The organism is Sinorhizobium sp. CB7 (assembly GCF_041357635.1).
GTDB lineage: Bacteria > Pseudomonadota > Alphaproteobacteria > Rhizobiales > Rhizobiaceae > Rhizobium.
In genome coordinates this window covers 1-13,279 of sequence record NZ_JAULLL010000007.1, presented here as the reverse complement: position 1 = coordinate 13,279, position 13,279 = coordinate 1, and the positions used below count along the sequence as shown (strand labels likewise).

Here is a 13,279-nt window from a genome sequence, read left to right as displayed (position 1 = left end):
CGCTTACAATTTTCAAGGCGGAAAGTGGAATGGTGATTGACTCATCATACCAGCTGGGATACCAATCTCGATATCCAAGAAAGGTGAGGAAACATGACTTCGATTGCGCTCTTCGGTGCCGGCGGCAAGATGGGATACCGGCTCGCCAAAAATCTCAAAGGCTCACGCTTCGACGTGCGACATGTCGAGGTCAGCGATGTCGGCAAGGCGCGCTTGAAGAACGATCTCGGATTGTCCTGCGTTCCCGCCGATGAGGCACTTGACGGGGCCGATGTCGTCATCCTGGCCGTACCGGATACGGCGATCGGCAAGGTCGCTGCCGGCATCGTCGACAAGCTGAAACCAGGCACGATGGTCGTGGCCCTCGACGCCGCAGCGCCTTTTGCAGGCCACCTGCCGAAGCGAGACGACCTCACCTATTTCGTCACGCATCCCTGCCATCCGCCGATCTTCAATGACGAGACGGAGATGCGGGCCAAGAAAGACCACTTCGGCGGGCTTTTCGCCAAGCAGCATATCGTGTCGGCTCTGATGCAGGGACCGGATTCTGCCTATGCGCTGGGCGAGGAGATCGCAAAGGTCATCTGGGCGCCTGTCATGCGCTCGCACCGCGTCACGGTCGAACAGATGGCGATGCTGGAGCCGGGCCTGTCTGAGACGGTCTGCGCCTCGCTGCTCGTCATCATGCGCCAGGCGATGGACGAGTGCATCGCGCGGGGCGTACCGGCCGAAGCCGCTCGCGACTTCCTGCTCGGCCACATGAATGTGCTCGGCGCCGTTATCTTCAAGGAAGTCGACGGCGTGTTTTCGGATGCCTGCAACAAGGCAATCGAGTTCGGCATTCCGGCGCTGATGCGCGACGACTGGAAGAAGGTTTTCGAACCGCAGGAGATCGCAGAAAGCATTCGGCGTATCACCTGACGTCATCTCCCCCTCTTTATCGCCCTGCGGGGGACAGGGCTTGCAGTTTCACTCGGGAGGAAAACATGAAACTGGCACGCAAACTGACTATCGCCGCTTTCGCCGGTGCGCTCGCGCTCGGTACGGCAATGCCCGCATTTTCGGCGGACCTGATTGCCATCATCACGCCTGCGCATGACAATCCGTTCTTCAAGGCGGAGGCCCAGGGCGCCGAAGCCAAGGCCAAGGAGCTCGGCTACGAGGTCCTCAGCGTCTCGCATGACGACGACGCCAACAAGCAGTCCGAACTGATCGATACCGCGATCGGCCGCGGCGCCAAGGCGATCATCCTCGACAATGCCGGCGCGGACGCGACCGTCGCCGCCGTGCAGAAGGCGAAGGATGCCGGCATTCCGTCCTTCCTGATCGACCGTGAGATCAACGCGACCGGTGTCGCCGTCGCGCAGATCGTCTCCAACAACTACCAGGGGGCACAGCTCGGCGCGCAGGAATTCGTCAAGCTGATGGGCGAGAAGGGTAACTATGTCGAGCTGGTCGGCAAGGAATCCGACACCAATGCCGGCATCCGGTCGCAGGGCTATCACGATGTGATCGATGACTATCCGGACATGAAGATGGTCGCTCAGCAGTCGGCAAACTGGAGCCAGACGGAAGCCTATGCCAAGATGGAGACCATCCTGCAGGCAAATCCGGATATCCAGGGCGTGATCTCCGGCAATGACACGATGGCGATGGGCGCGATCGCAGCATTGCAGGCCGCCGGCCGCAAGGATGTCATCGTCGTCGGCTTCGACGGCTCCAACGATGTTCGCGACTCGATCAAGGCCGGCGGTATCAAGGCAACCGTGCTGCAGCCTGCCTATGCCCAGGCGCAGATGGCTGTCGAACAGGCTGACGCCTACATCAAGAACAAGACGACACCGAAGGAAGAGAAGCAGTTGATGGATTGCATCCTCATCAACTCCGATAACGTCAACAAGCTTGAGACCTTCGCCCTGACGAACTGATGGCGGCGGGCATTTCGGCGGAGAGCGGGCAACCCGCTCTCCGCATGCTATCGTTAGAGCGGTTCAGCTTTTCCTTGAATCGCGAACCGCTCTAGCCTTTTGTTCTTACGCAATTCCGGACGGAAAACCGCTGCAAATTTTTCCTGGAATTGCTCTAGAGGGGTGGAGTGCATTCGATGCTGAGGATGAGGAGCGCGGTGCTGGTCGCATTGCTGGCGGCGGGACTACCGGGCTGCAAGATCATCAAGACGCCGACGGCCGAGGAAAAGGCGGCGGAGGCAGCCAAAACCGCATTTGATCCGGCGCAGAAGGTCGCCGCGATATGGCAGTCCCAGGCGGTTCCCGCGCTTGAAAAGCGGGCCGGCGACCTCAAGGATGTCGTTGCGCTCGCATCGACCAATCCGGACCAAGCAGGTGCCAAATACGGCAATCCGAACAAGCAGAGCAATTCACCGTGGACCTATGCCGTGAAACTGCAGGGCAAGGTAGTCGCGGCGGATACCGCTTCACGGGCGGCAACGCTCGACGTTGATGCCGACGGTGACGGGAAGACCGATGCCAAAGTGCAGATCGGTCCGGCAATCCGTGGAACGGCGCTGCGCGATGCGCTCGATTTCGTCAATTTCAACGAATTCAAGAACCAGATCGAATGGGCCCAGTTCGGCAAGGCCTTCAACCAGCATGTCAATGATACACTGCTGGCATCCCTGCCGCGAGACGGCCTTCCCGGCAAGACAGTAAATGTCGTTGGCGCATTTCCTCTGCCCGCGAAGGGCGAACTGCCACTGATCACCCCTGCAACGCTAATCGTGGGGCAATAGCCATGCAGCAAAACGCCTCGGACGACATCATCCTGCGGCTGGAGGACGTGTCGAAGGTCTATTCGGGCATCGTCGCCGTCAAGCGCGCCAATCTCGAATTGCGCCGCGGCGCGGTGAACGTCCTCGTCGGTGAGAATGGCGCGGGAAAATCGACGCTGATGCGCATCATTGCCGGTGTCGAACGGCCGACGATCGGCCGGATCATTCTCGATGGCGAGCCCGTCTTCTTCGACAGTCCGGCGGACGCGCAGGCGCATGGCATCGGCATGATCTTCCAGGAGCTCAATCTTTTCGCCAACATGTCCGTTGCGGAAAACATCTTCGCGACGCGCGAAATCACGCGCGGCATCCTGGGGATCGATCATAACGCGCAGGTGACCAAGGCCAATGGGTTCCTGGGGAAGCTCGATGCGGGCATCGATGCCGAGACGATGGTCGAGGATCTGCCGATCGGTCAGCAGCAGCTTGTCGAGATCGCCAAGGCGATATCGCTGAACGCCCGCATCCTGATCATGGATGAGCCCACATCCGCCCTTTCCGCGGCCGAGGTCGATGTGCTGTTCAAGGTTATCGCCGAACTCAAGGCCCAGGGTGTCGCGATCGTCTATATCTCGCACCGGCTGGAAGAACTGATGCGCATCGGCGACTACATCACCGTGTTGCGCGACGGCCAGATCACCGGTGAGGCCAAGGTCAAGGACATCGACACGCAATGGATCGTCCGCTCGATGATCGGCTCGGACGCAAAGGATTTCTCCAAGACGATCAGACATAAGATCGGAGACGAGATGTTCCGCGCCGAGGAGATTTGCCTGCCAAGGCCGACCGGTGGCCTTGCCGTCGACCACGTTTCCCTCTCCGTCCGCTCCGGCGAGATTCTTGGGATCTACGGGCTGATGGGCGCGGGTCGCAGCGAGTTCTTCGAATGCGTGATGGGCAGACATCTGCATTCTACCGGGCGTATCTTCATCGACGGTGAGGAGGTGCGCGAACGCGACACGACACGGAGAATCCGGCGCGGTCTGGCGCTGATCCCGGAGGACCGGCAGCGCGAGGGGCTGGTTCAGGTGCTCTCGATTGCAAGCAACTTGACGCTCGCCAGCCTCGAAAAATTCACCCGCTTTTTCCATATCCGAGCCGATGCCGAAAAAGGCGCCGTTCGCGAGACCATCCGCGACCTTTCGATCAAGGCGCCCAATCCGGATTTCGAAGTGACCTCCATGTCGGGCGGCAATCAGCAGAAGGTCGTGATCGGCAAGGCGCTGATGACGGGACCAAAGGTGCTGCTGATGGACGAGCCGAGCCGCGGCATCGATGTCGGCGCCAAGGCGGATGTCTTCCGAACCATGCGCAGGCTCGCAAGCGACGGCCTGGCAATTCTATTTTCAACCTCCGACCTTGAAGAGGTCATGGCGCTTTCGGACCGCATCGCGGTCTTGAGCAACGGCCAGCTCGTCGCTGTCTTCGACCGCGCGGACGCGAGCGAAGACGCGATCATCGCCGCTTCGGCCAAGGGACACGGACATACAGGGGAACTCGCGTCATGACGGCGGACACCACTTCGACATTTGCTGCCAAGGCGAACACCGGCTCACTGCTTCTTACGCTGATGAAGGCCCGAACCTTCATCGCGCTTTTCGCCGTCTTCATCTTCTTCGCCTTCGCGGCTCCCAACTTCCTTTCGACCGCAAACCTGATCCTGATGTCGAAGCATGTGGCGCTCAACGCCTTTCTCGCCATGGGCATGACCTTCGTCATCATCACCGGCGGCATCGATCTCTCGGTCGGCTCGATTGTCGGCCTTTGCGGCATGGTCGCGGGCGGGCTGATCCTGAACGGGCTCGACCTCCAGATCGGCTACACGATCTATTTCAATATCTTCGAGGTCATCCTCATCACCCTTGCCGTCGGTATTGCCATAGGGCTGGTGAACGGATTGCTCATCACCAAGCTCAATGTCGCGCCGTTCATCGCCACACTTGGCACGCTCTATGTCGCCCGCGGCTTCGCACTACTTTCTTCCGACGGGCAGACCTTTCCGAACTTGGTCGGCAAGCCTGAATTTGCGACAACCGGCTTCGGCTTCCTCGGCGCCGGCCGCATTCTCGGCTTGCCGGTCTCGGTCTGGATTCTGGTCATCTTGGCTCTTGCGGCGGCCTACGTCGCCCGCTCGACGCCGCTTGGTCGCCATATCTTTGCGGTCGGCGGTAACGAGCGGGCGGCGCGCATGTCCGGCATCCGCGTCGATCTCGTCAAGATTTTCGTCTACATGTTCTCGGGCTTTTGCGCGGCCATCGTCGGGCTCGTGGTTTCCTCGGAGCTGATGGCGTCGCATCCGGCGACCGGCGAGAGCTTCGAGCTCAACGCGATCGCGGCGGCGGTCCTCGGCGGCACGTCAATGTCGGGCGGGCGCGGCACGATCGGCGGCACGATCATCGGCGCTTTCGTCATCGGCATCCTTTCCGACGGGCTCGTGATGATGGGCGTTTCGTCCTTCTGGCAGATGGTCATTAAAGGCCTCGTCATCATCATCGCTGTTGTCGTCGACCAGGCCCAGCGCCGCCTGCAGCAGCGCGTAACCCTCATGCAAATGGCAAAGGCAGGATGAGATGACCGGTTTTCACGGCGCTTTGATCGGCTGCGGCTTCTTCGCGATGAACCAGATGCACGCCTGGAAGGACGTAAAGGGAGCGGATATCGTCGCCATCTGCGATCGCGATCCCGAACGCCTGAGGATCGTCGGCGACACGTTCGGGGTCGAACGGCGCTACAGCGACGCGGCAGCGCTCTTCCGGGATGGCGGCTTCGATTTCGTTGATATCGCCACGACCGTACAGAGCCATCGTGCGCTGGTGGAAATGGCAGCGGCTCACAAGGTTCCGGCGATCTGCCAAAAGCCGTTCGCCAAGACGCTCGCGGATGCCAAGGCAATGGTGAAAGCCTGCCGCGATGCCGGCATTCCCCTGATGGTCCATGAAAACTTTCGTTGGCAGACACCGATTCAGGCCGTGAGGAAAGCGCTCGATGATGGAGCGATCGGCCAGCCGTTCTGGGGGCGCTTTTCGTTCCGCTCCGGCTTCGACGTCTTTTCCGGCCAGCCTTATCTTGCCGAAGGCGAACGATTCATCATCGAGGATCTCGGCATCCATACGCTCGACATTGCCCGCTACATCCTTGGCGATGTCAGCACGCTCACGGCGCGGACGAAGCGTGTCAATCCGAAGATAAGGGGCGAAGATGTTGCGACGATCCTGCTCGATCACGAAGGCGGCGCAACCTCGATCGTCGATGTCAGCTACGCGACGAAGCTTGGGACCGAACCCTTCCCGGAAACGCTGATCGAGCTCGACGGTACGGAAGGCACCATCCGTCTTTCGCAGGGCTATCGGCTCGAGGTGACCAACGCCAAGGGGACCGAACTCCTGGACGTATCGCCCAGGCTCCTTTCCTGGGCTTCCAGACCTTGGCACAATATTCAGGAAAGCGTCCTTGCCATCGAGCAGCACTGGGCTGACCGTCTCGCCGCAGGCCGCGAGACCTCGACATCCGGCGCCGATAATCTCAAAACCTTCGCGCTTGTAGAAGCGGCCTACGAAAGCGCCGAGAGCGGCAAGCCGATCGATATCGGAGCAATGCTGCGATGATCGGTCAAGCGGATCATTTCCTTATTTTCGGCACGCATGAAGTCGAAGTGCAGCCCGTGCACCTTGTTGCAGGAAGGCTGGTCGCCGACCTCATAAACGGCAATCTTCGCACGATTACCTACGACGGCGTCGAAGTGCTTCGTGCCGTCTCCTACCTAGTCAGGGATCGCGACTGGGGCACCTATAGCCCGCGGATTGAAAATCTCGCCATCGAGCAAGGCGCCTCCGCGTTCTCCGTAAGTTATACGGCGCATTGCGTCGGACCGGATCGGACCGATCTCACGATTGAGGCCAGGATCACTGGCGATGCGAACGGCAGGCTGATCTTCGAAGCCGACGCCCTTTCAACGAGCGGCTTCGAGACGAACCGTTGCGGCTTCTGCATCCTTCACCCGATTGCCGGCGTGGCCGGGACGGGTGTGATCGTGGAACATGTCGACGGCAGTCGCGAAGACACGCGCCTTCCCGATCTGATCGATCCGTGGCAGCCTTTCAAGGATATGCGGGCAATAACCCATACGGTCCTGCCGGGTGTGACAGCCGAATGCAGGATGGAGGGCGACACATTCGAAATGGAAGACCAGCGCAACTGGTCGGACGCCTCGTACAAGACCTATGTTCGTCCTCTCGCCCTGCCCTGGCCTTACGAAATCCCGGCCAACGAGTCCCTTCGACAGCGCATCACCCTCGATATCGCCGACCGGCGCGAAGCTCCTGCGACCGCCGCAGCGACGCCTCCGACCGAAGAACCGGTTGTCATCGAGAGAGGTAGAAAACATGGCGTCATGCCGGCCATTGGCTTGGTCATCACGCCGGAGGAGGCGAAGGCCAGCCTTAAGGCCGCTTCCATTTTGACGGAAGTCGGCGCGCAGGAATTGATTTTTCATTTCGATCCGCTGGCCGGTCATACCGGTGAAGTATTCCGGGATTTTGCAGCGCTGGCGGACCTCCACCACGGCAAGACGACACTGGAACTGGCGCTGCCCTGTCGTCGGTCATCGGCGAACGAGACGAAAGAGATTGCGGCCTGGATTCGCACCGCGCGCTTTCAGCCGCATGCTCTCGTGATTTCTCCCTCGGTCGATAGGCAATCGACGCCGCCCGGCAGCGCGTGGCCTGAATGCCCGCCGCTCGAGGAGATTTACGCAGCGGCGCATGCATCCTTTCCGGGCGTGCGGCTCGGGGGTGGCATGCTCAGCTATTTCACTGAACTGAACCGCAAGCGCGTGCCAGCGGAACCGCTCGACTTCATCACCCATTGCACCAATCCGATCGTCCATGCCGCCGACGATCTCAGCGTCATGCAGACATTGGAGGCCCTGCCTTTCATCACCCGATCGGTTCGTGCCATCTACGGTGACAAGGCCTACCGCATCGGTCCTTCGACCATCCCCATGCGGCAGAACCCCTATGGCAGCCGCACCATGGACAATCCGGCGGGTGGCCGCATTCCGATGGCCAACTGGGATCCGCGGCATAACGGGCGCTTCGCCGAAGCATTCGCCCTCGGCTATGCGGCAAAAGTGCTCGATGCCGGATTGGAGTGCCTGACGCTTTCGGCTCTCACCGGCCCGTTCGGCCTGATCGCCGACAGGGACGAGCCGGTCCCGGAGGGCGGAAGACGGCCGATTTTCCGTGCGATCAAGGCGCTTGCGAGTCTCTCCGGATCCGAATGGATCGAAGCGACGTCCTCCGACCCGTCAAGGATTGTTTCATTCGCCGCGAGGCCGGAGTCCGGCGATATCCTCTGGCTCGTGAATGTCACGGCAAAGGCGCAGCAGGCCAGTCTCCATGCATTCCGGACGAAAGGCGATGCGGCGGATGACGTTGTCACACTGGCTCCCTACTCAGCCATTTCTGTGAGCCCGGCAAACAGCTTGCCACCGGCTATGTCACCTCGAATTTTGTCGCTCTGAGAGCGCAATCGACAACCTGATCCATCGTCTGCACGGTGACGCGCCGGTCATCCGGAGCAATTGCCCGCGGCCTTTGCTCGCGGTGCAGATCGCATCGAATGACCTGTCCGTTTCTGAAGCTCGTCGGGAGGATGCAAGGGAATGTTGTCGCCACTCCTAAAGGTGGATTTACAAAAGTACTACTATATGCTTTTTTCTCCCTGGCCGCGTGGAGAGTCGGCCCATTGGAGGAAATCATGAAATTGAAAATTGCGCTTTTAAGTGCCACGGTTTTGGCTGCCTGCATGTTTGGTTCGGCTTCCGCCGCGGAATTGGTCGTCGGCTTTTCGCAGATCGGCTCGGAATCCGGCTGGCGCGCCGCCGAAACCACGGTCACCAAGCAGCAGGCGGAAAAACGCGGCATCGACCTGAAGTTCGCCGATGCTCAGCAGAAGCAGGAGAATCAGATCAAGGCGATTCGATCCTTCATCGCGCAGGGCGTGAACGCCATTCTGCTCGCACCAGTCGTGGAAACCGGCTGGGACGATGTCCTGAAGGAAGCCAAGGAAGCGGAAATCCCGGTCATCCTGCTCGACCGTACCATCAACGCGCCCAAGGATCTCTATCTGACGGCAGTCACGTCGGACCAGGTCCACGAAGGCAAGGTCGCCGGCGACTGGCTGGTAAAGACGGTCGGCGACAAGAAGTGCAACGTCGTCGAATTGCAGGGGACCACCGGATCGTCGCCGGCGATCGCCAGAAAGAAGGGCTTCGAGGAAGCCATCGCCGGTCATAACAATTTCAAGATCGTCCGCAGCCAGACCGGTGACTTCACCCGCACCAAGGGCAAGGAAGTCATGGAAAGCTTCCTGAAGGCGGAAAACGGCGGCAAGGACATCTGTGCACTTTATGCCCATAACGACGACATGGCTGTCGGCGCCATCCAGGCTATCAAGGAAGCCGGTCTGAAGCCGGGGACCGACATTCTCGTGGTTTCGATCGACGCGGTGCCGGATATCTTCAAGGCCATGGCAAGCGGCGAAGCCAACGCAACGGTCGAGCTGACCCCGAACATGGCCGGCCCCGCCTTCGACGTGCTTGACGCCTATCTCAAGGACAAGAAGGAGCCCGCGAAGTGGATCCAGACGGAATCGAAGCTCTATACGAAGGCCGACGATCCGATGAAGGTCTACGAGGAAAAGAAGGGACAGGGCTATTGATGTGACACAGGAACTGCGCCGACGCTCTTACGCGCCGGCGCGGTTCCACCCTGCCGGGAGCGGACGCTGCGTCTTGCCGGCACAGGAACTGAACATCAGGAATTCCCGTTCATGGCTTATGATTTCGAGAAGATTCTCGTCGCGTCCGGAATATCGAAGCATTTTCCCGGCGCCATCGCCCTGGACAATGTCGATTTCACCCTCCGCCAAGGTGAGGTGCACGCATTGCTCGGCGAAAACGGCGCAGGCAAGTCGACACTGATCAAATGCATGACCGGCGCCTATCATCGCGACGCCGGCAGCCTCCAGCTCGCAGGAAGCGAGATCAATCCGGCCAATACCCTCGCTGCCCAGAAGCTCGGCATCGGTACGGTTTATCAGGAAGTCAATCTGCTTGCGAACCTGAGCGTTGCCGAGAACCTGTTTCTCGGCCGCCAGCCGAAGCGTTTCGGCATGGTCGATGTGCGCGCCATGAACCGCCAAGCCCGTGAACTTCTCGCCCGCTATGGAATGGATATCGACGTCACGGCACAGCTCGATCGCTTCTCGGTCGCCGTCCAGCAGGTCGTGGCAATCGCCCGAGCCGTTGACCTTTCCGGCAAGGTCCTCATTCTCGACGAGCCGACGGCAAGCCTCGATACGCAGGAAGTCGCGATGCTCTTCCGTATCATTCGGGACCTGAGAGAAAGGAGACTCGGGATCATCTTCATCACGCACTTTCTGGAGCAGGTCTACGACATAAGCGACCGCATCACCGTGCTGCGCAACGGAAGGCTTGTCGGAACGCGCGATACGGCCGACCTGCCGCGCCAGAGCCTTATCAGCATGATGCTCGGCCGCGAGCTGGCACAGGCGGAAGAGGCAGCCAAGGAAAAGTCGATCGCCGCCGGCCCCGTCAAATACAGCTTCCAAGGCTACGGGAAGCGCGGCAAGGTCAAACCCTTCGACCTCGACGTGCGTGTCGGTGAGGTCGTCGGCGTCGCCGGCCTGCTCGGATCGGGCCGCACCGAAACCGCCGAACTGCTCTTCGGCATAGAGCATGCCGACAGCGGCACAGCCAGGATCGACGACAGGCCTGTGACACTCTCCAGTCCGCGCACCGCCATCCAGAATCGGTTCGGCTTCTGCCCCGAGGATCGCAAGACGGACGGGATCATCGGCGATCTTTCGATCCGGGAGAATATCGCCCTTGCATTGCAGGCCCGCCGGGGTTGGGCCCGGCCGCTTTCCCGCAACGAGCAGAATGTCCTTGCTGATCGTTATATCAAGGCGCTCGACATCCGCACGACGGATCGCGAAAAGCCGATCCGACTGCTCTCCGGTGGAAATCAGCAGAAGGCCATCTTGGCACGCTGGCTTGCGACCAATCCCGAATTCCTCATCCTCGACGAGCCGACGCGCGGCATCGATGTCGGCGCTCATGCCGAGATCATTCGCCTGATCGAAGAGCTCTGCGCCAAGGGCATGTCACTCATCGTCATCTCTTCGGAGCTGGAGGAACTCGTCGCCTATAGTTCACGGGTCATCGTCCTTCGCGATCGGGAACACATTGCCGAGCTGACGGGTGACCGTATCAGCGCTGCCGGCATCGTCGAGGCCATTGCCGCCGGCGAGAAGAAAACGGAGGTCGCATGAGTCTCCCGCTGAAGGCGCCGGCCATTCGGCTTGCGCCGCAACTGATTGCCCTTACGGTCATTCTCATCCTGAATTTCATCATGTTCCCGCAGTTCCTGAACGTCGTCGTTCAGAACGGGCGGCTCTATGGAAGTCTCATCGACGTCATGAACCGCGGTGCACCGGTGGCCCTGCTGGCGATCGGCATGACCCTGGTGATCGCGACCAAAGGTATCGATCTCTCGGTCGGGGCCGTCATGGCGATCTGCGGCGCCGTTGCCGCCTCGTCCGTCGTGGCCGGCAATTCACTCGCCTACACCCTGATCATCACGCTTTGCATCGGCCTTCTGTGCGGTGTGTGGAACGGCTTCCTGGTGGCAATCCTCAACATCCAGCCGATCATCGCAACGCTGGTGCTGATGGTGGCGGGCCGCGGCATTGCCCAGCTCATCACCGAAGGCGTCATCGTGACCTTCAACGATGAAGGGCTGACCTTCTTCGGCAGCGGCTCCTTCGCCTTCCTGCCGATGCCCGTCGTCATCTGGCTGATTGCCGGCGCGCTCGTCATTCTGCTCGTGCGCCGCACAGCGCTTGGTATGCTCGTCGAGGCAATCGGCATCAATCGCCGCGCCAGCAGCCTCTCCGGCGTCCAGACCCCAGTTCTGCTCATGGCAGTCTACATGCTGAGCGGCCTATGCGCTTCGATCGCCGGCATCATTGTCGCAGCCGACATCAAGGGCGCCGATGCCAACAATGCCGGGCTCTGGCTGGAGCTCGACGCCATTCTTGCTGTCGTCGTCGGCGGCAACTCGCTGCTCGGCGGTCGGTTCAGCATTCTCGGCTCGCTGATCGGCGCCATGATCATTCAGGCGGTCAATACGGGCATCCTGCTTTCGGGCTTCCCGCCGGAATTCAATTTGATCATCAAGGCCGTGATCATCATCGTCATTCTGGTCATCCAGTCGCCGGCGCTGCAATCGGCCACCGTCTTCTTCAGCCGCAAATCGGGAGGGCAGCGGAAATGAATTCGAAATACCTGCCCCTGCTTGCGACGATCGTGATCTTCATCCTCGCCTATGCGGTCTGCACACTGCAGTATCCGACCATGCTATCGACGCGCGTCATCGGCAATCTGCTGACGGACAATGCCTTTCTTGGAATAGCCGCGGTTGGAATGACCTTCGTGATCCTTTCCGGCGGCATCGATCTGTCGATCGGCTCGGTCATCGCCTTTACCGGCGTGTTCCTTGCCGTCATCCTGCGCGATACCTCGATCCATCCCCTGCTGGCCTTCGTCCTCGTGCTCATCATCACGACCGCCTTCGGCGCCGCCATGGGAGCGATCATCCACTATCTGCAGATGCCGGCCTTCATCGTCACGCTGGCCGGCATGTTCCTCGCCCGCGGAATGGCCTTCGTGCTGTCGATCGACAGTATTCCGATCAATCATGAATACTATTCGACATTGACAAGCCTCTACTATCGCCTTCCAGGCGGCGGACGACTGACGCTGATCGGCGGCATCATGCTGCTCGTATTCGCTGCCGGAATGTTCATTGCCCATCGCACGCGCTTCGGAACGAACGTCTACGCCTTGGGAGGCGGTGTACAGACAGCCCAGTTGATGGGCGTTCCCGTCGGCCGCACGACGATCCAGATTTATGCGCTTTCGGGCTTTCTCGCCGGTCTCGCCGGTATCGTATTTTCGCTCTACACCTCGGCAGGCTATTCGCTTGCGACGGTGGGGGTGGAGCTCGATGCCATCGCGGCAGTCGTCATCGGGGGGACGCTTCTGACGGGAGGAGCAGGCTTCGTGGCGGGCACGCTCATCGGCATCCTGATCCAGGGACTCATCCAGACCTACATCACGTTTGACGGGACGCTCTCGAGCTGGTGGACGAAGATCCTGATCGGGCTGCTGCTCTTCGCATTCATCCTGCTGCGGAAGGGCATTCTGCTCCTCTCCAGCCTGAACAAGAGGTATGCCTAGAGCGGGATGCCGAAAAGTGTGCGCGGTTTTCGGACGACATCCCGCTCCAGCTTTTTGATTGAGAGGCGGATTCAGATTTCAGGTCGATCCGACCTGAAATCATCCGGCTCTCGAGCGGGATGCCGAAAAGTGTGCGCGGTTTTCGGACGACATCCCGCTCCAGCTTT

11 protein-coding genes are annotated in these 13,279 nt (G+C 60.3%); all 11 read left to right on the top strand.

The features are described from left to right. Positions 1 to 93 precede the first annotated feature (93 nt). The 11 genes from AAE029_RS14320 (at position 94) to yjfF (ending at position 13,112) form a co-directional block, all read left to right on the top strand. On the top strand, positions 94 to 921 hold the full coding sequence (locus AAE029_RS14320) for a phosphogluconate dehydrogenase C-terminal domain-containing protein (protein WP_371073532.1): 828 nt from the start codon (positions 94 to 96) through the stop codon (positions 919 to 921). Between the two features lie 65 nt (positions 922 to 986). After that, positions 987 to 1,928, top strand: coding sequence for a D-ribose ABC transporter substrate-binding protein (locus AAE029_RS14315; protein ID WP_371073531.1), 942 nt, complete (start codon positions 987 to 989; stop codon positions 1,926 to 1,928). Positions 1,929 to 2,104: 176 nt separating this feature from the next. Then, entirely contained in the window at positions 2,105 to 2,749 is a 645-nt protein-coding gene (locus AAE029_RS14310) for a DUF2291 family protein (protein WP_371073530.1), read from the top strand. Positions 2,750 to 2,751: 2 nt separating this feature from the next. Next, positions 2,752 to 4,296, top strand: coding sequence for a sugar ABC transporter ATP-binding protein (locus AAE029_RS14305; RefSeq protein WP_371073529.1), 1,545 nt, complete (start codon positions 2,752 to 2,754; stop codon positions 4,294 to 4,296). Continuing rightward, entirely contained in the window at positions 4,293 to 5,357 is a 1,065-nt protein-coding gene (locus AAE029_RS14300) for an ABC transporter permease (RefSeq protein ID WP_371073528.1), read from the top strand. The genes AAE029_RS14305 and AAE029_RS14300 overlap by 4 nt, the downstream gene beginning before the upstream one ends. Before the next feature lies 1 nt (position 5,358). Next, positions 5,359 to 6,393, top strand: coding sequence for a Gfo/Idh/MocA family protein (locus AAE029_RS14295; RefSeq protein ID WP_371073527.1), 1,035 nt, complete (start codon positions 5,359 to 5,361; stop codon positions 6,391 to 6,393). Then, a complete protein-coding gene (locus AAE029_RS14290) occupies positions 6,390 to 8,309 on the top strand; it encodes a hypothetical protein (protein WP_371073526.1) in 1,920 nt (639 codons plus the stop codon). The genes AAE029_RS14295 and AAE029_RS14290 overlap by 4 nt, the downstream gene beginning before the upstream one ends. 236 nt (positions 8,310 to 8,545) lie before the next feature. Next, positions 8,546 to 9,508 carry a galactofuranose ABC transporter, galactofuranose-binding protein YtfQ gene (gene ytfQ, locus AAE029_RS14285; RefSeq protein WP_371073525.1) on the top strand — a complete coding sequence of 321 codons (963 nt, stop codon included), beginning with the start codon at positions 8,546 to 8,548 and terminating at the stop codon, positions 9,506 to 9,508. Positions 9,509 to 9,619: 111 nt separating this feature from the next. After that, positions 9,620 to 11,143 carry a galactofuranose ABC transporter, ATP-binding protein YtfR gene (ytfR, locus tag AAE029_RS14280; protein ID WP_371073524.1) on the top strand — a complete coding sequence of 508 codons (1,524 nt, stop codon included), beginning with the start codon at positions 9,620 to 9,622 and terminating at the stop codon, positions 11,141 to 11,143. After that, positions 11,140 to 12,147 (top strand): ABC transporter permease, encoded by a 1,008-nt coding sequence (locus AAE029_RS14275; RefSeq protein WP_371073523.1) that lies wholly within the window; start codon positions 11,140 to 11,142, stop codon positions 12,145 to 12,147. Before ytfR ends, AAE029_RS14275 begins: the two co-directional genes overlap by 4 nt. Continuing rightward, positions 12,144 to 13,112, top strand: a complete 969-nt coding sequence (yjfF, locus tag AAE029_RS14270) for a galactofuranose ABC transporter, permease protein YjfF (RefSeq protein ID WP_371073522.1) — start codon at positions 12,144 to 12,146, stop codon at positions 13,110 to 13,112. Before AAE029_RS14275 ends, yjfF begins: the two co-directional genes overlap by 4 nt. Positions 13,113 to 13,279 lie beyond the last annotated feature (167 nt).

Excerpts from the sequence above, each read along its gene's own strand:
- AAE029_RS14295 (WP_371073527.1), top strand. The coding sequence starts at position 5,359 with ATGACCGGTTTTCACGGCGCTTTGATCGGCTGCGGCTTCTTCGCGATG.
- AAE029_RS14300 (WP_371073528.1), top strand. The coding sequence starts at position 4,293 with ATGACGGCGGACACCACTTCGACATTTGCTGCCAAGGCGAACACCGGC.
- ytfR (WP_371073524.1), top strand. The coding sequence starts at position 9,620 with ATGGCTTATGATTTCGAGAAGATTCTCGTCGCGTCCGGAATATCGAAG.
- yjfF (WP_371073522.1), top strand. The coding sequence starts at position 12,144 with ATGAATTCGAAATACCTGCCCCTGCTTGCGACGATCGTGATCTTCATC.
- AAE029_RS14275 (WP_371073523.1), top strand. The coding sequence starts at position 11,140 with ATGAGTCTCCCGCTGAAGGCGCCGGCCATTCGGCTTGCGCCGCAACTG.
- AAE029_RS14305 (WP_371073529.1), top strand. The coding sequence starts at position 2,752 with ATGCAGCAAAACGCCTCGGACGACATCATCCTGCGGCTGGAGGACGTG.
- AAE029_RS14290 (WP_371073526.1), top strand. The coding sequence starts at position 6,390 with ATGATCGGTCAAGCGGATCATTTCCTTATTTTCGGCACGCATGAAGTC.
- AAE029_RS14320 (WP_371073532.1), top strand. The coding sequence starts at position 94 with ATGACTTCGATTGCGCTCTTCGGTGCCGGCGGCAAGATGGGATACCGG.
- ytfQ (WP_371073525.1), top strand. The coding sequence starts at position 8,546 with ATGAAATTGAAAATTGCGCTTTTAAGTGCCACGGTTTTGGCTGCCTGC.
- AAE029_RS14315 (WP_371073531.1), top strand. The coding sequence starts at position 987 with ATGAAACTGGCACGCAAACTGACTATCGCCGCTTTCGCCGGTGCGCTC.
- AAE029_RS14310 (WP_371073530.1), top strand. The coding sequence starts at position 2,105 with ATGCTGAGGATGAGGAGCGCGGTGCTGGTCGCATTGCTGGCGGCGGGA.